22 protein-coding genes are annotated in these 22426 nt (G+C 69.6%); 16 read left to right on the top strand and 6 right to left on the bottom strand.

Features of this window, described 5'->3' with window-relative positions:
• Window positions 1-94 precede the first annotated feature (94 nt).
• Window positions 95-2551 (top strand): TonB-dependent receptor, encoded by a 2457-nt coding sequence (locus tag AC1RN5_RS12925; protein WP_493041573.1) that lies wholly within the window; start codon window positions 95-97, stop codon window positions 2549-2551.
• Between the two features lie 231 nt (window positions 2552-2782).
• On the top strand, window positions 2783-3964 hold the full coding sequence (locus tag AC1RN5_RS12920) for an isopenicillin N synthase family dioxygenase (protein WP_493041572.1): 1182 nt from the start codon (window positions 2783-2785) through the stop codon (window positions 3962-3964).
• Between the two features lie 6 nt (window positions 3965-3970).
• Here the strand turns inward: AC1RN5_RS12920 and AC1RN5_RS12915 are convergent, their stop codons facing one another.
• The gene (locus AC1RN5_RS12915; RefSeq protein ID WP_493041571.1) at window positions 3971-4438 is read right to left on the bottom strand and encodes a ferritin family protein; all 468 of its coding nucleotides are present in this window, start codon (window positions 4436-4438) and stop codon (window positions 3971-3973) included.
• Between the two features lie 175 nt (window positions 4439-4613).
• On the opposite strand from AC1RN5_RS12915, the gene AC1RN5_RS12910 reads away from it, so the two are divergent.
• The 5 genes from AC1RN5_RS12910 to AC1RN5_RS12890 all read left to right on the top strand — a co-directional run bounded on the left by AC1RN5_RS12910 (window position 4614) and on the right by AC1RN5_RS12890 (window position 8324).
• Window positions 4614-4895 carry a PepSY domain-containing protein gene (locus AC1RN5_RS12910; protein WP_493041570.1) on the top strand — a complete coding sequence of 94 codons (282 nt, stop codon included), beginning with the start codon at window positions 4614-4616 and terminating at the stop codon, window positions 4893-4895.
• Window positions 4896-4900: 5 nt separating this feature from the next.
• The gene (locus AC1RN5_RS12905) at window positions 4901-5503 is read left to right on the top strand and encodes a cytochrome b/b6 domain-containing protein (RefSeq protein ID WP_493041569.1); all 603 of its coding nucleotides are present in this window, start codon (window positions 4901-4903) and stop codon (window positions 5501-5503) included.
• Window positions 5484-6179, top strand: coding sequence for a response regulator (locus tag AC1RN5_RS12900; protein ID WP_493041568.1), 696 nt, complete (start codon window positions 5484-5486; stop codon window positions 6177-6179). The genes AC1RN5_RS12905 and AC1RN5_RS12900 overlap by 20 nt, the downstream gene beginning before the upstream one ends.
• Complete coding sequence (locus tag AC1RN5_RS12895; RefSeq protein WP_493041567.1) at window positions 6172-7551, top strand: sensor histidine kinase; 1380 nt, start codon at window positions 6172-6174, stop codon at window positions 7549-7551. Before AC1RN5_RS12900 ends, AC1RN5_RS12895 begins: the two co-directional genes overlap by 8 nt.
• Before the next feature lie 62 nt (window positions 7552-7613).
• Window positions 7614-8324 carry a cytochrome b/b6 domain-containing protein gene (locus tag AC1RN5_RS12890; protein ID WP_493041566.1) on the top strand — a complete coding sequence of 237 codons (711 nt, stop codon included), beginning with the start codon at window positions 7614-7616 and terminating at the stop codon, window positions 8322-8324.
• On the opposite strand, the gene AC1RN5_RS12885 is transcribed toward AC1RN5_RS12890, so the two are convergent.
• Window positions 8321-10045, bottom strand: a complete 1725-nt coding sequence (locus AC1RN5_RS12885) for a hypothetical protein (RefSeq protein WP_493041565.1) — start codon at window positions 10043-10045, stop codon at window positions 8321-8323. The genes AC1RN5_RS12890 and AC1RN5_RS12885 overlap by 4 nt on opposite strands.
• A 59-nt stretch (window positions 10046-10104) precedes the next feature.
• A complete protein-coding gene (locus AC1RN5_RS12880) occupies window positions 10105-11559 on the bottom strand; it encodes an NAD-dependent succinate-semialdehyde dehydrogenase (protein ID WP_493041564.1) in 1455 nt (484 codons plus the stop codon).
• A 261-nt stretch (window positions 11560-11820) separates the two neighbouring features.
• Between AC1RN5_RS12880 and AC1RN5_RS12875 the strand changes: the two genes are divergently transcribed.
• The 6 genes from AC1RN5_RS12875 (at window position 11821) to AC1RN5_RS12850 (ending at window position 17008) form a co-directional block, all read left to right on the top strand.
• A complete protein-coding gene (locus AC1RN5_RS12875) occupies window positions 11821-12924 on the top strand; it encodes an ABC transporter substrate-binding protein (protein WP_493041563.1) in 1104 nt (367 codons plus the stop codon).
• A gap of 12 nt (window positions 12925-12936) precedes the next feature.
• Entirely contained in the window at window positions 12937-13989 is a 1053-nt protein-coding gene (locus AC1RN5_RS12870) for an ABC transporter ATP-binding protein (protein WP_493041562.1), read from the top strand.
• Window positions 13986-14876, top strand: a complete 891-nt coding sequence (locus tag AC1RN5_RS12865; RefSeq protein WP_493041561.1) for an ABC transporter permease — start codon at window positions 13986-13988, stop codon at window positions 14874-14876. The genes AC1RN5_RS12870 and AC1RN5_RS12865 overlap by 4 nt, the downstream gene beginning before the upstream one ends.
• A complete protein-coding gene (locus AC1RN5_RS12860; RefSeq protein ID WP_493041560.1) occupies window positions 14873-15688 on the top strand; it encodes an ABC transporter permease in 816 nt (271 codons plus the stop codon). Before AC1RN5_RS12865 ends, AC1RN5_RS12860 begins: the two co-directional genes overlap by 4 nt.
• A gap of 2 nt (window positions 15689-15690) precedes the next feature.
• Complete coding sequence (locus tag AC1RN5_RS12855) at window positions 15691-16419, top strand: hypothetical protein (RefSeq protein WP_493041559.1); 729 nt, start codon at window positions 15691-15693, stop codon at window positions 16417-16419.
• Window positions 16420-16519: 100 nt separating this feature from the next.
• On the top strand, window positions 16520-17008 hold the full coding sequence (locus AC1RN5_RS12850; protein WP_493041558.1) for a CopG family ribbon-helix-helix protein: 489 nt from the start codon (window positions 16520-16522) through the stop codon (window positions 17006-17008).
• Here AC1RN5_RS12850 and AC1RN5_RS12845 read toward each other — a convergent pair.
• Both AC1RN5_RS12845 and AC1RN5_RS12840 read right to left on the bottom strand, forming a co-directional pair.
• Window positions 17005-17127, bottom strand: a complete 123-nt coding sequence (locus AC1RN5_RS12845) for a hypothetical protein (RefSeq protein ID WP_493041557.1) — start codon at window positions 17125-17127, stop codon at window positions 17005-17007. The two genes, AC1RN5_RS12850 and AC1RN5_RS12845, sit on opposite strands and share 4 nt — an antisense overlap.
• Window positions 17128-17408: 281 nt before the next feature.
• Window positions 17409-18401 carry an isopenicillin N synthase family dioxygenase gene (locus AC1RN5_RS12840; RefSeq protein WP_493041556.1) on the bottom strand — a complete coding sequence of 331 codons (993 nt, stop codon included), beginning with the start codon at window positions 18399-18401 and terminating at the stop codon, window positions 17409-17411.
• 253 nt (window positions 18402-18654) lie between these two features.
• Here AC1RN5_RS12840 and AC1RN5_RS12835 point away from each other — a divergent pair, with 253 nt between their 5' ends.
• From AC1RN5_RS12835 to AC1RN5_RS12825, 3 genes are read left to right on the top strand one after another with little or no spacing between them, the layout of a single operon-like run.
• Window positions 18655-19758 (top strand): putative urea ABC transporter substrate-binding protein, encoded by a 1104-nt coding sequence (locus AC1RN5_RS12835; protein ID WP_493041555.1) that lies wholly within the window; start codon window positions 18655-18657, stop codon window positions 19756-19758.
• A 40-nt stretch (window positions 19759-19798) separates the two neighbouring features.
• Window positions 19799-20623, top strand: coding sequence for an ABC transporter permease (locus AC1RN5_RS12830; RefSeq protein WP_493041554.1), 825 nt, complete (start codon window positions 19799-19801; stop codon window positions 20621-20623).
• Window positions 20620-21399 (top strand): ABC transporter ATP-binding protein, encoded by a 780-nt coding sequence (locus tag AC1RN5_RS12825; protein WP_493041553.1) that lies wholly within the window; start codon window positions 20620-20622, stop codon window positions 21397-21399. The genes AC1RN5_RS12830 and AC1RN5_RS12825 overlap by 4 nt, the downstream gene beginning before the upstream one ends.
• Here AC1RN5_RS12825 and AC1RN5_RS12820 read toward each other — a convergent pair.
• Window positions 21374-22420, bottom strand: coding sequence for an MraY family glycosyltransferase (locus AC1RN5_RS12820; RefSeq protein WP_493041552.1), 1047 nt, complete (start codon window positions 22418-22420; stop codon window positions 21374-21376). The two genes, AC1RN5_RS12825 and AC1RN5_RS12820, sit on opposite strands and share 26 nt — an antisense overlap.
• Between the last annotated feature and the right edge of the window lie 6 nt (window positions 22421-22426).

Genomic DNA, 22426 nt, shown 5'->3' with positions numbered 1-22426 from the left:
AGAATGGACATAACGACGCTGCACCGCAACATTGCACTTGAGGCGATCGCCGCCGTCAACCGAGCCTCTCCTCAATCCGTAGATGGAGGGGAATATGTTCGTAAGATCGCTATCCCGGAAGGCGCTGCTGAGCTCAATCAGCGCGCTCGCCCTGCCTCTGGTCGCCGTCGCGGCGCCGCAGATGGCCTTCGCCGCCGACGCCGCTGATGCGCCCAGCGTTTCGGAACTCATCGTCACGGCCACCCGCCGCGACACCACGATCCAGGACACGCCCGTCAACATCGCCGCCGTCGGGGGCGAGGAGATCAAGGAACAGGGCTTCGACAACCTGGCCGAGGTCACCCGGTTCGTGCCGGGCATCTTCGTCGTCGACCAGGGGGCCCGCCAGGGCAACACCATTATCGTCCGTGGTCTGAACGCCACCGCGCTTGGGTCCAACGACGGCAACAACGACGGGGGCGGCACCGTCGCCACCTATATCGGCGACATCCCGCTGTTCGTGGACCTGAAGCTCAACGACATCGAGCGGGTCGAATTCCTGCTGGGTCCGCAGGGCACCCTCTACGGCGCCGGCACCCTGGGCGGCGCCATCCGCTACATCCCGACCCGGCCCCACTTGGGCTCCTGGGACGGCAGCGTCCGCGGCGACGCCTATGGCTACACCCACGGCAAGAACCCCAGCACCGACGTCGGCTTCACGGTGAACGCCCCGATCGGCGACACCTTCGCCATCCGCGCCTCGGTGGACTGGCTCAACGATGAGGGCTTCATCGACCAGCCCTTCCTGGTGAACGAGGTGGGGGTTTCCGACCCTGATCCGGACTTCACCAACCCGACGGCGGTCCGCGCCAACCTGCACCGCAAGAAGGACGTCAACACCGAGGAGACCCTGTCGGGCCGCCTGGGCTTCCGCTGGAAGCCCACCGACGCGGTGGATCTGAACCTCACCTACTACTACCAGAACGCCAAGGTGGGCGGCCGCCAGATCAGCGGCAGCGGCGTCACCAGCTTCCCGGTCAAGATCGACAAGTGGTCTTCCCTCACCCGGGTGGAAGAGCCCAACGAGATGACCAACCAACTGCTGGCCCTGGAGGCGAGCTTCGACCTGGGCTTCGCCGAGCTGACCTCGGCCACCGGCGCCTCCAAGTTCAAGGCGCTCGGCCATCGCGACCAGACCGACCTGCTGATCAGCCTGGAATACAGCTACGAGGCCTTCCCGACCTTCTCGGCCTTCACCCAGGAGGACCGCGAGGACAAGGGCTTCACCCAGGAGCTGCGCCTGGTCTCCAAGGGCGACTCCGCCCTGAGCTGGATCATCGGCGCCTTCTACAACAAGAAGGACATCGACTCCTCGTCCAAGGAGTTCACGCCCCACTATGACGCCTATCTGAAGTCGGTGTTCGCCACCGGCCCGCTGCGCCCGGACTCCGTCGAGTACTACAGCGTCACCAAGAGCAAGCTGACGGAATCGGCCGGCTTCGGCGAGCTCAGCTACCAGATCACCCCGGCCTGGCAGATCACCGGCGGCGCCCGCTACTACACCTATGACCTGGCGGTTCAGAGCGGCACCGACCTGCCCCTGTGGGAGACCACCGTCAACGGCCGGACCCCTGTCGACGCCCTGGTGGTGAGCTATTCCGACGTCGGCCAGAAGGACAAGGGTTGGCTCTTCAAGTTCAACACCTCGTACAAGTTCAGCGATGACGTGATGACCTACCTGACGGTCAGCGAAGGCTATCGCATCGGCAGCGACAACGGGGTGGGCGCCTGCCCCAATCCCCTGCCGGTCAACCAGATCGTCTGCGCCCTGCCCAACGAGATGGAGTTCCAGCCCGACAAGACGGTCAACTATGAGCTCGGCGTCCACAGCCAGTGGTTCGACAAGCGGCTGACCCTGAACGCGGCCCTCTACTACATCCAGTGGAAGAGCCCGCAGGTGGACTCCGCCACCCAGAACGGCCTGCAGCCCATCACCATCAATGGCGGGGACGCGGAGTCCAAGGGGGTGGAGATCAACTTCGCCGCCGACCTCTTCGAGGGCTTCTCCCTGCGCGGCAGCTACATGCACAACCAGACGGAGTTCGTGGAGGGGACCCCGAACCTGATCCCCTACATCACCCCGCCCGGCTTCCAGGGCACCCTTCGGTACGCCGCGGGCGAGGCGGGCGACCGCCTGCCGGGGTCGCCCAAGGACCAGGGCAGCATCTATGCCCGCTACGAGATCCCGATGTTCGACGGCGATCTCGCCTTCGGCTACGGGGTCACCGCGGCCGGCGACGTCCTGACCCGGGCCGGCGGCAAGGGCGGCGGCGTCACCCTGCCCGCCTACGCCGTGCACAACCTGTCGATCGAGTACGTGGCCGACATGTGGAAGGCGACCCTCTACGCCGACAACCTGTTCGACACCTTCGTCCGCACGGGCGTGCGCAACACCCCGGCCTACAACCAGGTCGTCAGCGACGACACCGGCGCCGCCGTCTATCAGCGCGGCTTCTTCTACACCGTGCTGCCGCCCCGGCGGGTCGGCCTCCGCTTCGAGCGCTCGTTCTAGGCCCTCTCAAGCCGGCTCGAAGCTCTGCCGCCCCGACTCAGGCCAAGGCCTGGGTCGGGGTTTCTGCTTGTAACGCTTGGATTTCCTGAGCAAGGCGATGGCGCCCGCTGAGTACGACCTGAGCAAATCGTGTTACTTTCGCGCACCAGCCAGCCTTTGCGCCAGTCTTCCGGTTACAGAGAACCCGCCCCCCGTCAGGGTGTCCTCGACAGAGTGACCTGGAGGCTCGGCATGACCCAGACGACGACGGCGATCCGCGATCCGGAGCCCGACACCGCCGAGATGGGCGCCAAGCGGGTCTCCGTCACCGACATCCCGGTGATCGATATCTCCCCCCTGCGCGGAACCGATCGCGCCGCCCTGGAGGCCTGCGTGGCGCAGATCCGCCGGGCCTGCGAGGCCGACGGCTTCTTCTACATCAAGAACCACGGCGTCCCCGAGGCGCTGATCGCGCGCACCTACGAGCTGTCGCGCCAGTTCCACGCCTCCCCCAAGGACCTCAAGCAGACCGTCCACATCAGCAACTCGCCGGGCACCCGCGGCTGGGTGCCGGACGGCGACAAGGACGACGACGGGGATCCCGAGCTCTACCGCCTGGTGGAGCCCAATCCCGACCACGACTACCTCACCAAGCCGCGCCTGCACGCGGCCTTCGACGTGGCCCTGCCGATCGCCCAGGACGACCCCGACTTCGTGGCCGGCAACCTGATGCTGGTGCCCAACCAGTGGCCCGACTGGATCCCCGGCTTCGAGCAGGAGGTGATGGCCTATTACGACGCGGTGACCGAGGTCGGCCGCCAGCTGTTCAAGGCCTTCAGCATCGCCCTGGACCTGCCCGAGGACTTCTTCGAGAAGCTGACCCGCAAGGCCCCGTCCCAGCTGCGCCTGCTGCACTATCCGCCCAACGATCGGCCGATGGACAACGACAACCTGGGCATCGGCGCCCACTCCGACTTTGAGTGCTTCACCATCCTGCACACCGCCGGTCCCGGCCTGCAGGTGATGAACGCCGCCGACGAATGGGTGGCCGCCCCGCCGATCCCCGGCACCTTCACGGTCAATATCGGCGACCTGATCGAGGGCTGGACCAACGGCCGCTTCAAGGCCACCCAGCACCGTGTGGTGAACACCGGAAAGGAGCGCTACTCCATGCCGCTGTTCTTCGCCGTGGACTATCACACGTTGATCGAGCCCCTGCCCCAGTTCGTCACCGACGAGGTCCCGGCCAAGTACAACCGCATCGTGGCGGGCGACCACCTGGCGGGCTTCAGCGTCAACGGCGCCAAGCACCTGCGCAAGAAGATCTGCCTGGGGGAGCTGAAGATCGACTTCCCGATCCACAAGGAAAACCCGTTCAAGCGCAAGGCCGTGAACGAGTTCCCGAGCCCGCCCAAGACCGAGGCCGCCCGCTAGCTCCGCCTACTTCTGGCGGAGCCGGTCGGCGGCGGCCTTGTAGCGGGCGTAGTGGTCACCCTCGTCGACGGCGATCTGCCGAAACAGGGCCGCGGTCTTCAGGTCCCCGGCGGCCTCGGCCTGGTTGGCGAAGGTCACGTACATGGTGCTGTTCTCGTAGGTCTCGCCCGCCATGGCGTCGGCCAGATTGGCCGCGTTGGTGCCGTCGAGGCGCAGGGCGTCGGCCTCGCGGGCGAAGTGCTCATTGGCCTCCACATTGGCTGACTGGGTGAACAGCGCGGCCAGGGCCTCGTCGCCGGCCTCCCGCGCCACCTCGGCATAGCGCAGATACTTCAGGTTGGCGAAGGCCTCGCCCTGCATGGCGGTTTCGAGATTGGCCCGGGTCTGGGGGGCGAGAGCGTCGGCGGCGGAGGCCGATCCGGCGCAGATCGAGAACAGCAGGGCCGCGCTCGCGAGGGCCTTGGTGAGGGACATGGTCATCTCCGATAGGGGGCGCGGAATGCGCGGGCGCGACCCTGGTCCGCGCGGCTGACGAGAACCTGACGGATCGCCCCGCCCGCCGGAAATCTCAGCCGTCAGGTTCCCGTCAGCTCCGCCGCCTAGGGTCGGCGTCATTGGGCCTCGCCCGACCAACCCCAAGGAAATGACCATGCGCAAAGTCCTGATGTCCGCCGCGGCCGCGGCGATCGCCCTGTCCGTCGCCGGCGCGGCGGCCGCCAGCCCGGCCTGCACCACGGCCCCCAAGGCCAAGTGGCTCACCGAGGCCCAGATGAAGGCCAAGATCGCGACCCTGGGCTACACCAAGATCAAGGTCTTCCAGGTCAGCGGCAGCTGCTACGAGATCTACGCCGTGAACAAGGCCGGCAAGAAGGCCGAGGTCTATTTCAACCCCGTCACCGGCGCCGTCGTCCAGAACAACGAGGACGACTAGGCTCGATGACCTCCCCAAGCCAACCCCTCTCTCCCGTCACGGCCTCGGCGCGCCCCGGGCGCGTCAAGGTCTGGGATCCGGTGGTCCGGCTCTTCCACTGGACGGTGGCCCTGGGGTGCATCGCCAACCTCACCGTCCTGAGGGAGATCAAGCCCGTCCATCGCTATGTGGGCTACGTGGTGCTGGCCGCCGTCGCGGTGCGCCTGGTCTGGGGCTTCATCGGGTCGCGCCACGCGCGCTTCGGCGACTTCGTGCCTGGCCCGCGCCGGGCGCTGGGCTATCTCCGAGCCCTCACCCAGGGGCGTGAGCCTCGCTATATCGGGCACAATCCCGCCGGCGCCCTTGTGATGATCGCCCTGATCGGCCTGGTGAGCGTCTGCGGCGTGACGGGCTGGATGATGGGCCTCGACGCCTTCTGGGGCGAGCCCTGGGTCGAGGCGCTCCACGAAACGGCGGCCAATGTGATCCTGATCATGGCGAGCCTGCATGTCCTGGCGGCCTTGGTCGAGAGCTGGCGTCACCGGGAAAACCTCGTCCTGGCCATGGTGACCGGCTTCAAACGAGCGCCCGAAGGAACTGACGTCCGCCATGCGACTGCTGCTGATTGAGGACAACGCGCGGCTGGGGAGCCTCATCGTCGAGGGTCTGGTTCGCGACGGGTTCGTGGTGGACTGGCGCGAGACCCTGGAGGCCGCCTTCGAGGCGCGCGAACTGACCACCTACGACCTGATCCTGCTGGACCTGGGCCTGCCGGACGGAGACGGGCTCGATCTGGTCAGGCGGCTGCGGCGCGCCCGGGACGCAACCCCCATCCTCATCATCACGGCCCGGGGCGGGCTTGGCGACCGGATCGCGGGCCTGGACGTCGGGGCCGACGACTACCTGGTGAAGCCCTTCGAGATGGCCGAACTCGCCGCCCGCTGCCGGGCCCTGTTGCGCCGGCCGGGCGCCTGCTTGGGCGTGGTGCTGCAAGCCGGAAACGTGGCCATGGACACCGCCACCCGATCTCTGACGGTGGGGGGAGCGCCCGTCGTCATCTCGCCGCGGGAACTGGGCCTGCTGGAGCACCTGCTGCGCCGGGCCGGCCAGGTCGTCCCCAAGTCCAGCCTGGAGGACCAGCTCTACGCCATGGACGCCGAGGTGACGCCGAACGCCCTGGAGGTCGCCGTCTCCCGGCTGCGCAAGCGCCTGGCCGCGGCCGGCGCCGACGTCATCCTGCGGACAGCCCACGGGGTGGGATACGCCCTGCTTGAGGCCGTCCGGGAGGCGCGGGCCCGTGGCTGAGGCGCCGCCGATCCAGCGCAGCCTCTTTGCCCAGATCGCCGCGCGCCTGGTGGTCCTGGCCCTGGCCTTCGCGCTCATCGACATCGCCATCGTCGTCCCGATCTACGCCACGGACGACCAGGCCCTGGCCGAGGATTTCGTCGAGCAGCAGGCCCACCGCATCGACCGGGCCATCAGCTCCAGTCCGCGCTCCGCCCTGGCGGCGTCGGAACTCGCCCGTCTCGCGGCCCCGGTGGGCGTCTCGGCATGGGGCGTCGTCGTCATCGACGACAGCCTCGCGCCCGTCGCCCGCCTCAATGACGCCGCGCCCGCGGTCTCCGCGGCGTTCTGGCCGACCCCGGCGACCCTCGACTGGACACGGCGCGAGAGCGTCGGCGACGGGGTGCGTGTCACCGGCCTGCGCCGCTTCACATCGGGCGCGGGAACCTACTGGATCCTGATCTCGGCCGACGCGGTCGGGCGCAGGCTCTACTGGCCCGTGATCGGGCGGGAGTTGCTGCAGCACGTGGCCCTGCCCCTCATCCCCCTGTCGCTCCTGTTGTTGATCTTCAACGTCCAGGTGGTGCGGCGCATGCTCGCCCCCCTGTCCCAGGCCGCGGCCGAGGTCGACGCCCTGGACCCCAGCCGGATGGAGACCCGGCTCACCCCGCCGGCCGCCTCCCGCGAGGTCGAAGCCCTGGTTCGCGCCGTCAATCGCGCCCTCGATCGGCTGCAGAAGGCCATGACGCTGTTGAAGACCTTCACCGCCGACGCGGCGCACGAGCTTCGCACCCCCCTGTCGGTGCTCAGGCTCCGCATAGACGCCCTGCCCGACGACGCGACCAAGACCCGGCTCGGCGAGGAGGTCCAGGCGATGACCCGTCTGGTGAACCAGATGCTCGACCTCGCCCAGGCCGACGCCCTGAGTCTCCATGACGCCGAGGCGATCGATCTGCGCGGGGTGGCGAGCGAGGTGGTGACCCAGCTGGCGCCCCAGGCCTTCGCCGCCGGCCATGACCTGCGCCTGGTCGATGAGGGCGCCGCCCCGATCCAGGGACATCCCGAGGCGATCGGCCGCGCGCTGAGGAATCTGATCGAGAACGCGATCCATCATGCCCGGGGCCCCATCGAGGTGATCCTCGGGCCCGGTCCTCAGTTCGCCGTGCGCGACCATGGCGAGGGGCTGCCCCCGGGCGATGTGGAGAAGATCTTCGGGCGGTTCTGGCGCCAGGATCGGGCGCGGGAAGGCGGCGCCGGCCTGGGGCTCGGGATCGTCCGCAGCATCGTCGAGGCCCATGGCGGCGCGATCTCGGCCCGCAGCCTGCCCGATGGCGGCGCCCTGTTCGCCTGCAGCTTCCCGCCGCGAGATGATCCGGCGTCCGCCCCGGACTGAGGCGACAGGCCGTCAGGTTCTCGTCAGCCGCGGCGAGCAGGGTGCTGGGCAAGGAGAACCCCATGCCCCATCCCCCCGAGCCCCGCCCGAACACTGTCCGCGTCTGGGACCTGCCGGTGCGACTGTTCCACTGGGCCCTGGTGGCGGCGGTCGCCGTCGCCCTGATCTCCGCGGAGGACGAAGGGCCTCTCTCCGCCTGGCACAGCGTCGCCGGTCGGGTCGCGGCGGTGCTGATCGCCTTCCGCCTGGTCTGGGGGTTCGTCGGCGGCCAACATGCCCGGTTCGCCAGCTTCCTTCGTCCCTCCGAGATCGGGCGACATCTGCGGGAGCTGATGAGGGGCAAGCCAACGGCGTCCCTTGGCCACAATCCGCTGGGCGGGATCGCCATCCTGGGCCTGCTGGGACTCGCCGCGGCGACGGTGATGACGGGCGCGGCGATGGGGGGCGAGGCCGGCGAGGATCTGCACGGCGCCCTGGGCTACGGCCTGCTGGCCCTCGCGGGCGTTCACGTGGCCTCCGTCCTGATCATGTCGCTGCTGAGCCGAGAGAATCTGATCGGCGCCTTCATCACCGGATCGAAACGGGCCGACCGGCACCCTGGCGCCACGGATGCGGCGCCGCCCCTGCCCCTCGCCATTCCGCTCGTCGCCGTGATGATGGGCGCGGCCGCCTATGGCGCGACCCGCATCGACCCCAACGCCTTCACCCCCACCGCCCACGCCGAGGCTGGCGAACAGGGGGACGAGGACGAGGGCGGCGAGTCGGAGGACTAGAGACTGCTGAGGCGCCGCCGGGCGGCGGCGGCCTCGGCCGGACGGCCCTGCGCGTCCAGGGCCTGGGCCAGCAGGGATAGGGCCGCGGCGGCGCGCGGACCCGCCGCCACCGCCGCCCGGGCCTTCACCGCCGCGCCCGCGGGGTCCCCCCGGCGGAGCAGCATGGCCGCCCAATCGATATTGGCGAAGGGCGAGGAGGGCGCCAGACTGGCGGCCCGCGCGAAGGCCTGCCCCGCGCCCCGGGGGTCGCCCGCCAGATCGGCGACCCGCCCGGTCATCCGAGCGCACAGCACGCAGGCGGCCGGGAACTGCGCCACCAGGGTCTGGGCGCCCGCCAGGTCGCCGGTCTTCGCCAGGGCGTAGGCCAGCCAGGGCCGCAGATAGACCCGCGCCTTCATCTGGCTCATCGGACCGCCGGCCTCCGCCGCGGCCACGGCCGCCTTCAGGCCCGGCAGGGCCGCGGCCCAGTCGCCGCCCGCCTCGGCGATCATCACGCCGGGCAGGTGCGGGGTCCACAGATAGGGCTGCACCACGATCCAGGCGTCGGCCGCCTCCGGATAGTCGGCGAGGATGGCGCGCGCGCCGGCCAGGTCGCCGGACGCCGCCAGGTCCCCCGCGCGCAGGAAGGGCGCCTCGCCGCCGACGATGGTCAGGCCCTCGGACAGCTCGCCGAGCGCCTTGGCGTGACGGGCCGCGCCGGCGAAGTCGCCGAGGTCGGCGGCGATGTTCTCGGCGAGGGAGGCGCGCAGGGCCGCCACCACCGAGGGCTCGATGGACCTGGGCTTGCCCTGCAGGGCGGCCAGGGCCCTTCGATTGTTGGCCAGGAAGGCCTCGCTGTCGCCGCGGGCATAGTCGGCGGCGGCCCGGTTCAGCCAGGCCGCCGGTAGGTCGGGATCGAGCCGCGTCGCCTTCTCCCCGGCCTCGGTGGCCGCCCGCGCGTCGCCCACCAGCAGATAGGTGTAGGCCAGGCCCGCCTCGGCCCAGGCCCGGTCGTGGGCCGACCCGCGACTCGACATGTGCCGGAAGAGGGCGATGGCCGCGTCGTAGCGGCCGGTGTTCCTCAGGTGATTGGCGTACCGGAAGGGCTGGGTCTGGGCGTAGACCGCCTCGGCCGCCTGGGTGATCAGGCTTTCGATCTCATCGGCGCGGCCAGTGAGGCTGACCGCGGCGCGGGATCCCGCGCGAACCGCCACCGTCACCTTGCCGGGCGCCGGACGGTAGACCTCGCCGGTGATGTGGGTGCGATCGCCCAGGGCGTCCCGCACCGCGCGGTCCAGTTGGTCGACGGAGACGCCGCTGCCGCCGATCTGCAGCGACAGGTCCTTGCCCCAGTTGGTCGCATAGCTGTCGGGGGCCCTCAGCGAGACCGTCGCCTCCTGGAGCGTGATCAGCCGGTCCAGGACACGGGCGGCGACGGTTCGTCCGCTCAGGCCCTGCGCGGCGAGATCGCTGGGGGCCGAGAACTCCTCGACCACCAGGCCGTGGTCGTGGGCCGCCAGCCACAGCCAGACCCCGACCGCCAAGGCGGCCGCGGCGGCGGCGGCGGCCATCAGGATGCGCATGGCCAGCAGCAGGCGGTCGTTGTGGATCTGCAGGCCGATCTGGCGGAGCTGGGCCCGCGTCAGCCGGGCCTGAACCTCCAGCAGGGCGCCGGCGGCGGCGTCCGTCTCGCCGGCCGTCTCCATGGCGAGATCGACGGTGTTGATGCTCTCGTGGTCCACGCGCGCCCCCCGGGCCTGGGGGTCATTCATAAACCGCCGGTCGGCGATCTGTCTCGCGTCTAGGCCGGCATGTGGGCCACCACCTTGGTGGTGAGATAGGCGTCGATCCCCTCCATGCCGCCCTCGCGGCCGTAGCCGCTTTCCTTGATCCCGCCGAAGGGCGCCTCGGCGCCGCCGATCATGAAGGTGTTGATCCCCACCATGCCGCTCTCGAACCGGCGGGCGACGAAGGCGGCGTCGGACTGGCTGTGGGTGAAGGCGTAGGCGGCCAGGCCGAAGGGGGTGGAATTGGCGCGGTCCATGGCCTCTTCCCGGTCGGCGAAGGGCGCCAGGACGGCCAGGGGCCCGAAGGGCTCGTCGTGCAGGATGCGGGCGGTCTCCGGCACGTCGGTGAGCACGGTGGGCCTGTAGAAATAGCCGGTGTTCCCGATCCGCTCGCCGCCGGTGCGCAGGACGGCGCCGGCCGCCACGGCGTCGGCCACCAGGGCCTCCACCGAAGCCAGGCGGCGGTCGTTGGCCAGGGGCCCCATCTCGGTGGCCGGGTCCAGCCCGTTCCCCACCACCAGGGCCTTGGCGCCCTCGACGAAGGCCTCGACGAAGGGCTCGTAGATCGACTCGTGGATCATGAAGCGGGTGGGGGAGATGCAGACCTGACCGGCGTTGCGGAACTTGCCGGCCACGAGGGTCCTGGCGGCGGCCACGGGGTCGACGTCGCCGAACACCAGCACCGGGGCGTGGCCGCCCAGCTCCATGGTGCAGGGCTTCATCTGGGCCGCGGCCAGACCCGCCAGGTGCTTGCCCACCGGGACCGAGCCGGTGAAGGAGATCTTGCGGATGATCGGCGACATGATCAGGCGTTGTGAGATCTCCGGCGGGCGGCCGAAGACCAGGTTGAAGACACCCGGGGGTAGGCCCGCGTCCACCAGGGCCTGGGCCAGGCCCACGCAGCCGCTGGGGGCGTCCTCGGGACCCTTGAGGATGATGGAGCAGCCCGCGGCGATGGCGCTGCCGATCTTGGCGGCGGCCTGGGAGGCGGGGAAGTTCCAGGGGGTGAAGGCGGCCACCGGGCCGACCGGGAAGCGGCCCGTGGTCCAGACCAGGCCCGGGGTATTGGCGGGGATGACCCGGCCATAGGTGCGGCGCCCCTCCTCGGCGGCCCAGTCGAAGGCGCGCGCGCACCCCTCGATCTCGGCGCGGGCCTGGGCGAGCGGCTTGCCCTGCTCGCGGGTCAGGGCCCGGGCCAGGGCGTCGGCCCGCTCCAGGATCAGGGCGGCGGCGGCGTGGAGCACATTGGCGCGGGCGAGCGGGCCCACATCGCGCCAGGACAGGAAGGCGCGCTGGGCGCTGGCCAGGGCCGCGTCGAGGTCGTCGGCGGTGGCCACGGCGAAGCGGCCGAGCACGCCCTCGTCCACCGGGTTGAGGATCGGCAGCCACTCCCCGTCCCCGCCGGCGCGCCAGGTGTTGTCGATCAGCAGGGGCCGGTCGGCGGCGTCGATTTCGGTGTCGAAGGGCATGGGTCCGGGCCTCGGCTGAACAGGTGTCGAGGCCATCATTCCGCGCTTCCCGCACAGGCGCCGCCCCCGCCTGTCCATCGAACGGGAGTCTGTGGCCCGGCGCCTGCTCAGTAGTACGAATTGCTCGAAACGTAGTCGCAAGGCGCCCCTTCCTTGCACGGGTTCAGGGCAATCGGGACGGGGGCCGGCGGTCAGGTCCGGCAGGCTTTGCCAGCCCTCCGGCGCGGATCGACTGTCAGGGGGTACGGATGGAGCGTGGCTATGGACAGAGACGAAGACGGGGCCGCGGGCCGACGATCGGGTGTCCTGAACCGACGAGGCCTGCTGATGGGCGCCGCGGGCCTCAGCCTGGCGGCCTGCTCCCCAAAGGCCTCTGGCGGCGGCGGCGACAGCCTGAAGGTGTCCAGCTATGGCGGCAACTTCGAGGAGGCGATGTCCGCCCACGTCTATCCGGTGTTCGAGAAGGCCACCGGCATCAAGGTGGAGTCGATCCCCCAGCCCGCGGGCCTGCAGTTCCTGCTGCAGCTGATCGAGGCCAACAAGGCCGGCATCGCCCCCATGGACCTCTGCATCTCCACGGCGGTGGACATCAACCGCGGCCGCAACGCCAACCTCTGGCGCATCCGCGACCCCAAGCCCCTGACCAATCTCGGCAACCTGCCGCCGCAGTACGTCTCCACCGGTCCCAAGGGCATCGACGGGGTCGGCGCCCTGGGCTGGTTCCTGGCCCTGGTGATCAACCCCGACCAGATCAAGACGACCCCCACCAGCTGGACCACCCTGTGGGACCCGATCTACCGCGACGCCTGGGGCCTGGCCGGAGCCGGCACCAGCCCGATCTTCGACATCGCCGCGGCCACCTATTTCGGCGGCGGGGAGATCCTCAACACCGAGGCCGGTATCCTGAAGGTGATCGACAAGATCGCCGAGCTGAAGCCCAACACCAAGCTGTGGTGGGACTCCGAGGGCACCATGCAGACCGCCCTGGAGAACGGCGAGGTGAAGGGCGGGGTCTATTACGCCGACGTCGCCGCCACCCTGAAGTCCAGCGGCACCCCGCTCTCCATCATCTTCCCCAAGGAGGGCGCGGTGATCGACTTCGGCTGCTGGTGCCAGCCGATGGCCTCCACCAAGGTCGCCCAGGCCGACGCCTTCATAAACTTCATGTGCTCGCCGGAGGCCCAGCAGCTGATCGCGAGGAAGGTCAACGCCCCGCCCCTGATCAAGCGCGAGCTGATGAATCTGACGCCCGAGGAGTTCAACCGGGTCTCCAGCGACATCCCGCCGATCAACATCAACACCCAGGCCCGCGCCGACCACCTCGATTTCATGGCCACCAACTTCAACAAGATGATCTCGAGCTGAGGAGCCGCACCCATGTTCGGGCTTGAGATCAGCAACGTCACCAAGGCCTTCGGGGCCCACGTCGCGGTCGACAACGTGTCGATGTCCATCCCCCAGGGGGAGTTCGTCTGCTTCCTCGGCCCCTCGGGCTGCGGCAAGACCACCCTGATGCGGATGGTGGCGGGGCTGGAAAGCCCGGGCGAGGGCGCCATCGCCCTGAACGGCCGCGACATCACCCGCCAGCCCGCCAATGTCCGCAAGTTCGGCATGGTCTTCCAGTCGCTGGCCCTCTTCCCACACCTGTCGGTGGGGGAGAACATCGCCTTCAGCCTGCGCCTGCAGGGCCAGGACGCCCGCCAGCGCCGGGCCCGGGTCGAGGAGCTGCTGACCCTGGTTCGCCTGCCGGGCATGGAGAAGCGGGCGGTGAGCCAGCTCTCCGGCGGCCAGCGCCAGCGGGTGGCCATCGCCCGGGCGCTCGCCCAGGAGCCGCCGGTCTTCCTGCTGGACGAGCCCTTCTCGGCGCTGGACGCCAAGCTGCGCGAGGAGATGCAGATCGAGCTGCGCCTCCTGCAGAAGCGCCTGAAGATCACCACCATCCTGGTGACCCACGACCAGCGCGAGGCCATGTCCATGGCCGACTCCATCGCCGTCATGGGGGACGGCAGGATCCAGCAGTACGGCAGCCCGCTGTCGATCTACCGCGCCCCGGCCAACCGCTTCGTGGCCAATTTCGTGGGCCTGTCCAACCTGCTGCCGGTGGAGGTGCTGGACGCCGACACCGTCCGGTTCGGGGCCAATATCCTGAAGGTCGCGCCGATGCCGGCGCCGACGCTCGCGACCCAGGCGACCCTGTCGATCCGGCCCGAGGACATCCAGCTCACCGCCGCCAACTCAGCCGGAGACAACACCGTGTCGGGGCGCATCACCTTCATCCGCGACATGGGCTCCAGCGTCGAGGTCCACCTCGACTGCGACGGCCGCGACGTGCTGAGCGTGGTGCAGCCGCGCGACTGGATCGGCGCCGGGACCGGGGACGTCGCCCACCTGCGCCTGCCCCGGAACCAGTGCCGCGTCCTGGCCGCATGACCGACCTGGCCCTGCCCCTGAAGGCCGAGGATGCGCCGGCCGACCGCGACCGGCTGGTGCTGGCGGGCCTGCTGTCCCTGCCGACCCTGTTCCTGATCACCCTATGCCTGATCCCGCTGTTCCTGCTGCTGCAGCTCAGCTTCGCCCATCGCGGAACCGGCGGCCTGTGGTCGCCCGGCCTGGAGTTGACCCAGTACGCCCAGCTGATGACGCCGCAGTTCCTGAGGGTGGCCCTATTCTCCTTCAGCCTGGCGCTGACCACCGCAGTGATCAGCGTGGCCCTGGCCTTCCCCGTCGCCTACTTCATCAGCCGCATGAAGCGCCGGGCCCAGATCGCCTGGCTGGTGGGCCTGCTCTCGACCCTGTCGCTGTCGGAGGTGCTGATCGTCTTTTCCTTCCAGGTTCTGCTGTCGGGCAGCGGCGGCCTGGTGAAGGCCCTGGTGGCCCTGGGGGTGATGGCCTCCCCCCACTCGCTCTATCCCAACTTCGCCGCGGTGATGGTCTGCCTGGTCTATCTGGTCCTGCCCTACATCATCCTGTTCCTCTATCCGGCCATGTCGCAGCTGGACGACGACATCCCGGCGGCGGCCACCACCATGGGCGCCTCGCCGGCGCGGGCCTTCCTGACGGTGGTGGCGCCGATGGTGAAGGGGCCGCTGCTCTCGGCGGGCCTGCTGGTGGTGATCTTCACCGTCGGCTCCTACCTGACCCCGCTGGTGCTCGGTCGGCCGCAGCAGTGGACGGTGGGGATCGTCATCTCCAACGCCGCCATGACCACCGGCAACATGCCGCTGGCCGCCGCCCAGGCCGTGGCCCTGGTGTCGCTGATGGCGGGCCTGCTGGGCCTGGTGCGCCTGCTCACCCGGGGCGGGAGCCCGGCCTCATGAACGGCGGCCTGCTGAGCACCCTGCTGCGGCGGGGATTCCTGACCCTGGTGGCGGCCTTCATCGCCGCCCCCCTGGTGGTGGTGATCGGGGTCTCCTTCAACGAGACCCGGCGGATGAGCTTCCCGCCCACCGCGCTGTCCCTGAAATGGTACAAGGCCTTCTTCGCCGACACGGCCTGGATGAAGTCCCTGGAGACCTCGCTCTCCATCAGCGTGCTGGCGGCCTTCATCGCCGTGGCCGTGGCCCTGCCGATCGCCTACGCGGTCTGGCGCTACAATTCCAAGGCCGCCAAGGCCCTGGCGGGGGTGGGCTCCTGCCTGTTCCTGCTGCCGGGCGTGGTGACCGCCCTGATGTTCTCGGCCTTCTGGGGCGTGGTGGGCCATGTGGGGCGGATCGAGAACGTGGTGCTGAGCCACTCGGTGATCCTGCTGGGGATTCCGGTGGCCATGCTGTCGGTGGGCTTCCAGTCCATCGAGCGCGCCCTGATCGAGGCGGCCCAGACCATGGGCGCCGGGGACGCCGAGGCCTTCCGCATGGTGGTCCGCCCGGCCATGACCCCCTACATCCTCTGCGCCCTGGTCTATGTCTTTGTGCTGAGCCTGAACGAGTATCTGATCGCCTACATGGTGGCCGGCTTCTCGGTGCAGACCCTGCCGATCCGCATCTTCACCAGTCTGAGATCGGGCTATGAGCCCACCATGTGCGTCGGGGCGGTGATCTTCATGGCCCTGGGCTTTTCCGCCTTCAGCCTGCTGGCGGCCATCGGCGACCTGCCCAAGCTGATGGGCCGCCACCGGCCCCTGGAGGCCTGACCATGACCGCCTTCGTCCCCCCCGAACTCACCGGCCTGTGGCGCCGCGAGGTGATCACCACGCCCAAGGGCTACCGCGACGAGACCACCCGCGTGCTGTGGCTGCAGGCCCGCTCCTGGTACGCCGATATCCGGGTCAAGGCCGACCGCCCCAGCCGTCCCGGAGCGACGGGGTTCGCCGACTATACCGACGCCGAGCTGATCCAGTTGGCGGCCGTGCAGGGCTTCGCCGGCGAGCTGAGCGCGACGGGAAACGTCTGCCTGTGGCGGCGCGATCTCGACTACCAGCCCCCCAGCGACTCGCCGGACGAGGCCACCTTCGCCGTGCGGGGCGAGGTGATGATCGAGGACGGCATCCATTCGGCCTACCAGGAGATCTGGCGGCGCGAGCCGGGCAGCGCCTTGCCCCTGGCGGCCTATCGGAAGGCGCGCGGCGGGGCAGGGCTGTTGGTGATCGCCGGCGGCCACTTCACCGAGATCCTCGACCGGGAGGCGCCGCTGCCGAAGGGCGAATCCCTGGCGGCCATCGTCACCGAGGCCCTGGCGGCGGGACAGCGCGAGGCGGCCATCGCCGCGCTTTCCATGCGCATCTGCCACGGCGAGATGGCGGGCGCCGGACGGCGGGTGACCCTGTCCTCCTATCCCTGGCTGGAAGGCCAGGACATCGGCGGGGTCGATCCGGCGGACTGGAGCCTGATCGACTGCGACGTCCCGGCGCCTGCTCCGTCCTGAGGCGGAGCGCTGAGAGTCCGTGAAATCGGGTCTGCCGCGTTGCCCGCCGCGCACCGCCCGTGCGACTGTCGGGGGCCGCCTGTCATGTTTGGATTACGCCTTGGACTCCGATCTCCTTCCCCAGCTCGCCCGCATCGGCATCAGCCTGCCCAGCAAGCTGCTGGCGCAACTGGACGCCCTGGTGTCGCGGCGCGGCCTGCCCAGCCGCTCCCAGATGATCGCCGAGCTGATCCGCCACGAGCTTGCCGATCCGGACGGCGGCCTGGCCGACGGGGTCCTGGCCGGGACCATCACCCTGATCTATCGCGCCGAGAGCGGCCGGGTGCGCCACGCCCTGGCCCGCGTGCAGAGCGAATACCTGCCGGAGGTGATCTCCTCCCAGCACGTCTTCCTGGAGGAGGACCGCTCGCTGGAGGTGCTGCTGGTCCAGGGCTCGGCCGAACGGCTGCACCAGCTCTGCGACAGGCTGCGGCGGGTGCGCGCCGTGCAGCAGCTCAAGCTGGTGACCACCCGCTCCCTGCTGCCGCCCCTTCACGCCCACGGAACGGCCGAGCCGGCGACCGCACGGCGCCGGGCCGGGGCGCGCTAGCCCAGCCGATCGGCCCGCACGGTCATGGCCTGGAACAGGGCCGAGCGCAGCAGGACGATCCAGGGGACGGCCGCGGCGGGCTGGGGGATCTTGGGGCTGTTGGCTTTTCGAGGAGTCATGGCAACCTCCGGACGAGGTTCGAGGGTAGGCCTGGGACGGATGGTGGATATGGCTTGGCGCCGGTGCGCGGCCTTCCTCCGGGCGCCTGCCTAAAGCCTGAGCAGGATATGGCCGCAACGCGCCGAAGCCGGGCGCCAGGCTCTTCTCCTCTCCCTTGCGGGAGAGGTCGGGTGAGGGCCCCTTCTGCTCTTCCGTTGTTGCTCCGGCGTCGTGACGCGCAGCCTTGCTGCGCGCCCCCTCACCCTACCCTCTCCCCCAAGGGGGAGCGGAGGTGGGGCGGCTAGACCTTCGCTTGCTTTCCGAAGGCCGGGCTCGCCACGGCGCCCTCTCGGCGGTCCTTCAGATACCCGAACGTCGCGATGGTCTGGGCCATCAGGTGGTCGCCGGAGATGAGGCGGGGATAGCGGGCCGGGCGATCGGCGCTGACGAAGGCGGGGTGGGGCTCCACCACGGTCCAGTAGTCGCAGGTGGCGAAGAAGGGGAAGCTGTAGCGCTCCTCGCCGACCTTGCGGACCCGGTGGGAGGTGGCGACGAACTCGCCATTGGTCCAGGCCTCCAGCATGTCTCCGATATTGACCACGAAGGCGCCGGGGATCGGCGGGCAGTCGATCCAGGCGCCCTCCCCGTTCATCACCTCCAGCCCGGGCGCGGCGCCGTGCAGCAGGGTGAAGAACTCATAGTCGGTGTGGGCGCCGATCCCCTGCTGGTCGGGCTCGGCTTGGGGATCGAAGGGATAGTGGATGACGCGGAGCTGGCTGGGGGGACAGGTCAGGTGGGGCTCGAAATGATCCTGGGGCAGGCCGAGCGCCAGGGCGAAGCCGCCGAACAGCCTGCGCGCCAGGGCCGAGATGGCCGCATAGTAGGCGGTGGCCGCGGCCTTGAAGACCGGATCGTCGGGCCACAGGTTGGGGCCCATCAGCGGGGCGCGGTCGTCGCCGGCCGGGAGGTCCAGGCCGATGTCATAGGCCTCCTTGCGGTCGATCTTGCCGCCCGGAAACACCTCCTCGCCCTCGGGCACATAGCCGGAGTGGTTGCTGGAGCGGCCGATATAGGCGGCCATCTTGTCGGTCAGGGGCCGGGCGAAATAGGCCTGGGCGGCGGCCAGCAGGTCGGCGATCAGGGCCGGATCGAAGCCGTGGCCGGTGACATAGAGGAAGCCCGCCTCCCGCGCCGCCTGGCCGAGCGCCTCGGCCACGGCCTGGCGGTCCGCCGCCCGGGCGGAGCCGAGGCCGGCGATGTCCACCACCGGCACAGTCTGGAAATTGCGTGTCACGGGCCGTCTCCCAGGCGTCGCGCGTATTACCAATCGATCGGTTCGCATTCACCCACGCCGGAGGTCAAAGGCCTGTGGCAGGCCCGCGGATTGACGCCTGGACGCTCATCCGGGCGCCTCTCTGCCTCGTTTTGCGGCGCCTGCGTCCCTCTCCGCGCCGGGCGCGCCGGAGCCGTGGATTATTACGATCTGCCCACTCAGTAATATCGCTCGAAAGACGGGCGAGGGCCGGTCTGCGGAACAGGGGATCGATATGACCAAGTGGCTTACCGGAGTGAAAGTCGCCGCAACGGCGGCCCTTGTCGGCCTGGCGCTCGCCGCCTGCAGTCCGAAGACGGAAACCAAGACCGAGGCGGCCGCCGCCCCGGCCGGCAAGGAGTACACCGTCGGCTGGACCATCTATGCCGGCTGGATGCCCTGGCCCTACGCCGAGCAGGCCGGGATCGTGAAGAAGTGGTCCGACAAGTACGGCGTCAAGATCAAGCTGGTGCAGATCAACGACTATGTCGAAAGCCTCAACCAGTTCACCGCCGGCAAGCTGGACGCGGTGACCTCCACCAATATGGACGCCCTGACCATCCCGGCCGCCGCCGGGAAGGACACCACCTTCATCATGATCGGCGACTATTCCAACGGTAACGACGGCATCATCCTGAAGGGCGGCGCGACGCTGGCCGACCTCAAGGGCCGGCCGGTCAACCTGGTCGAGAACTCGGTCTCCCACTACCTGCTGGCCCGCGGGCTGGAGAGCGCCGGCCTGAAGATGACCGACGTGAAGGTGGTCAACACCTCCGACGCCGACATCGTGGCGGCCTTCTCGGCCCCGGAGACCAAGGCGGTGGTGCCGTGGAACCCGCAGCTGTCGGAAATCAAGAAGCTGCCGGGCGCCAAGGAGGTGTTCGATAGCTCCAAGATCCCCGGCGAAATCCTCGACGGCATGATCATCTCCACCGAGGTGGCCAAGGCCAATCCGAACCTGGCCAAGGCCCTGGCCGGCATCTGGTACGAGACCACCATGCTGATGAACCAGCAGGACGCCGCCGGTAAGGCCGCCCGCGAGGCCATGGCAAAGATCTCCGGCACCGACCTGGCCGGCTATGAGAGCCAGCTGAAGACCACCTACCTCTATTACGATCCCAAGGCGGCCCTGGCGGCCACGGTCAGCCCCGACCTGGTCACCGCCAACGACAAGGTGCGCAAGTTCAGCTTCGAGAACGGCCTGTTCGGCCAAGGCGCCAAGTCGGTGGACGACATCGGCATCGAGTTCCCGGGCGGCAAGATCCTGGGCGACCCGAAGAACGTGAAGCTGCGCTACGACCCGACCTGGGTGCAGGCCGCCGCCGACGGCAAGCTCTAGGCCCCGCTCAGTAACCCCTTACCCAAGGAGGCGATTTCCGATGCGCCGTCTGCTGAACGCGCGGCCGCGTGTCGGGGGTCGCCTCCTCCTGGGCCTGCTGCCGATCCTGGTCCTGGTCCTGCTCTACCTGGTGGTGGCCGCCGCGCGGCACACCGAGAACCCCCGCGACAAGATCACCCCGATCCCCGCCGCCATGGCCGCCGGCATCCAGACCATGGCCTTCGAGCCCGACCCCCGCACCGGCGAGGTGCCCCTGCTGTCGGACACTCGCGCCAGCCTCCGGCGGCTGGGGATCGCCGTCGGCCTGGCGGCGGCGACCACCCTGGTGCTGGGCCTGACCATCGGCTTGCTGCCCTATGTGCGCGCCAGCCTCGGCCCCCTGGTGGCGACCATCTCGGTGATCCCGCCCATCGCGGTCCTGCCCATCCTGTTCATCGTCTTCGGCCTGGGGGAGACCTCGAAGATCGTGCTGATCTTCGTGGGCATCACCCCGGTCATGGTCCGCGACCTGGCCGGCCACGTGGCGGCCATCCCCGAGGAGCAGATCGTCAAGGCCCAGACCCTGGGCGCCTCGACCTGGCTGACCCTGCTCCGCGTCGCCCTGCCCCAGGCCCTGCCCCGCCTGATCGATTCCCTGCGGCTCTCGCTGTGCCCGGCCTGGGTCTATCTGATCTCGGCCGAGGCCATCGCCTCGGACGTCGGCCTTGGCTACCGGATCTTCCTGGTCCGGCGCTACCTGGCGATGGATATCATCCTGCCTTACGTGGTCTGGATCTCGCTGCTGGCGGTGATCATGGACCTGGCCCTGCAGGCCTGGAGCCGCACCAGCTTCGCCTGGGCCCACCCGCCGCGGAACGTCCGATGAGCGTGCTCGCCTTCCGCAATGTCTGGGTCGAGTACGGGTCCAAGATCGTCCTGGAGAAGGTGAGTCTGGAGGTGGCCGACGGCGCCTTCGTCTCCATCATCGGGCCCTCGGGGGCGGGCAAGTCCACCTTCCTGCGCCTGGCGCTCGGCCAGGAGGCGCCGACCCGGGGATCGATCCTGCTGGACGGCGAGCCCCTGTCGCCGGAGCCCGGCCCCGACCGGGGGGTGGTGTTCCAGCGCTACTCGGTCTTCCCGCACATGAACGCCCTGGACAATGTCACCTTCGGCCTAGACTGCCTGGGGTCGCCCCTGCGCGGCCGGCTGGGGGGCAAGGCCCGGAAGCAGGCGCGCGAGGCGGCCAAGGCCCTGCTGGCGCGGGTGGGGCTGGAGCACAATCTCAAGACCTATCCGCGCGCCCTGTCGGGGGGCATGCAGCAGCGCCTGGCCCTGGCCCAGGCGCTCATCACCCGGCCGCGGATCCTGCTGCTGGACGAGCCCTTCGGGGCCCTGGATCCGGGGGTGCGGCTGGACATGCACGGCCTCATCACCGAGCTGTGGGCCGAGCACAAGCTCACCATCCTGATGGTCACCCACGACATCAAGGAGGCCTTCAAGCTGGGCACCCGGGTGGTGGCCTTCGACAAGCGCCGGCACGATCCCCAGGCGCCGCACCGCTACGGCTCGACGGCGGTCTACGACTTCCCGCTGGACGACAAGAAGAGCCGCGCCGTGCCGCCGGTGCTGGCGGGGCTCAGCGGACCTTCAGGGCCAGAATGACCAGCAGGGCCGAGAGGCCCAGGTGCACCAGCATGAAGCGCACCAGCACCTGGGTGTTGGACCAGCCCAGCTCCTTGCGGCAGTGGTCGTGCAGGGGGAAGCGGACGCCGGCCAGGATCTTCAGGCCGAAGAAGCGCAGCAGGGCCACCTTCACCAGGCCGGTGGCGCCGTTCATCAGGATCACCGAACCCACCAGCAGCAGGAACAGCGGATTGTTGGTGGCCACCACCAGCATGCCGATCAGCAGGCCGAGCGGCCGGGAGCCGGCGTCCCCCATCAGCACCAGGCTGGGGGCGGCGTTGTACCAGAGGTAGCCCGCCACGCAGCCCACCATCAGGAAGGCCATGATCGCCCAGTTCGCGCCCTCGCGGCTGACGGGGATGTTGAGGTGGCCGGCCACCACCTCGTTGCCGATCACCGCATAGAGCAGCCCCCCCAGCAGCAGGATGGCGGTGCCGGTCAGGCTGCCCGAGACCCCGTCGACCCCGTCGGAGCAGTTGGTGGCGTTGATGGAGAGCCAGATGAGGCCGGTGGCCAGCGGGATGGAGAGCCAGGGGCCGAGGGTCAGCACGCCCTTCCAGCCCGGCAGCCAGATGGTGGTGGGCTCAAAGCCGCAGATCACCATGGCCGCGCCGACGGCGATGGCCAGGTCCATGAGGGCCAGCTGGTACTCCGAGAACCCGCCTCGCCGGTCGTCGAAATAGCCCACCAGCATGGCGGCTGCCATCAGGGGCAGGGTCAGCAGGCAGCGCGCCCCGAACGGCACGAAGATCAGGCAGGCCGCGACGAAGACACTGACGAAGATCAGGCCCGCGCTGATGGGCTTGCCGACGCTCATCTCGGCGTTGACGGCGAAGGCCCGGCCTCGGTCGGTGGGCAGGCGCGACCACAGGCGCGGCAGGATCACCCAGGTGACCAGGGCGCTGGCGGCGAAGCCCGTGCCGGCCAGGAAGAAGAACGAATCGAAGAGGCGCAAAGGCCCCCAGGCGTGGCCCAGGGTCGAATAGATCCAGCTCAGCATGCGGGC

The organism is Phenylobacterium sp. GW821-FHT12F10, from assembly GCF_058806695.1.
The sequence above is the reverse complement of the archived record's forward strand: the minus strand, read 5'-3'. Positions and strand labels throughout refer to the sequence as shown.

Bases quoted from the DNA above. Each gene is read 5' to 3' on its own strand.
- AC1RN5_RS12905 (WP_493041569.1), top strand. From the start codon at position 4,901: ATGACCTCCCCAAGCCAACCCCTCTCTCCCGTCACGGCCTCGGCGCGC.
- AC1RN5_RS12890 (WP_493041566.1), top strand. From the start codon at position 7,614: ATGCCCCATCCCCCCGAGCCCCGCCCGAACACTGTCCGCGTCTGGGAC.
- AC1RN5_RS12875 (WP_493041563.1), top strand. From the start codon at position 11,821: ATGGACAGAGACGAAGACGGGGCCGCGGGCCGACGATCGGGTGTCCTG.
- AC1RN5_RS12925 (WP_493041573.1), top strand. From the start codon at position 95: ATGTTCGTAAGATCGCTATCCCGGAAGGCGCTGCTGAGCTCAATCAGC.
- AC1RN5_RS12835 (WP_493041555.1), top strand. From the start codon at position 18,655: ATGACCAAGTGGCTTACCGGAGTGAAAGTCGCCGCAACGGCGGCCCTT.
- AC1RN5_RS12880 (WP_493041564.1), bottom strand. From the start codon at position 11,559: ATGCCCTTCGACACCGAAATCGACGCCGCCGACCGGCCCCTGCTGATC.
- AC1RN5_RS12910 (WP_493041570.1), top strand. From the start codon at position 4,614: ATGCGCAAAGTCCTGATGTCCGCCGCGGCCGCGGCGATCGCCCTGTCC.
- AC1RN5_RS12845 (WP_493041557.1), bottom strand. From the start codon at position 17,127: ATGACTCCTCGAAAAGCCAACAGCCCCAAGATCCCCCAGCCCGCCGCG.
- AC1RN5_RS12860 (WP_493041560.1), top strand. From the start codon at position 14,873: ATGAACGGCGGCCTGCTGAGCACCCTGCTGCGGCGGGGATTCCTGACC.
- AC1RN5_RS12865 (WP_493041561.1), top strand. From the start codon at position 13,986: ATGACCGACCTGGCCCTGCCCCTGAAGGCCGAGGATGCGCCGGCCGAC.
- AC1RN5_RS12920 (WP_493041572.1), top strand. From the start codon at position 2,783: ATGACCCAGACGACGACGGCGATCCGCGATCCGGAGCCCGACACCGCC.
- AC1RN5_RS12900 (WP_493041568.1), top strand. From the start codon at position 5,484: ATGCGACTGCTGCTGATTGAGGACAACGCGCGGCTGGGGAGCCTCATC.
- AC1RN5_RS12870 (WP_493041562.1), top strand. From the start codon at position 12,937: ATGTTCGGGCTTGAGATCAGCAACGTCACCAAGGCCTTCGGGGCCCAC.
- AC1RN5_RS12855 (WP_493041559.1), top strand. From the start codon at position 15,691: ATGACCGCCTTCGTCCCCCCCGAACTCACCGGCCTGTGGCGCCGCGAG.
- AC1RN5_RS12830 (WP_493041554.1), top strand. From the start codon at position 19,799: ATGCGCCGTCTGCTGAACGCGCGGCCGCGTGTCGGGGGTCGCCTCCTC.
- AC1RN5_RS12825 (WP_493041553.1), top strand. From the start codon at position 20,620: ATGAGCGTGCTCGCCTTCCGCAATGTCTGGGTCGAGTACGGGTCCAAG.
- AC1RN5_RS12915 (WP_493041571.1), bottom strand. From the start codon at position 4,438: ATGTCCCTCACCAAGGCCCTCGCGAGCGCGGCCCTGCTGTTCTCGATC.
- AC1RN5_RS12820 (WP_493041552.1), bottom strand. From the start codon at position 22,420: ATGCTGAGCTGGATCTATTCGACCCTGGGCCACGCCTGGGGGCCTTTG.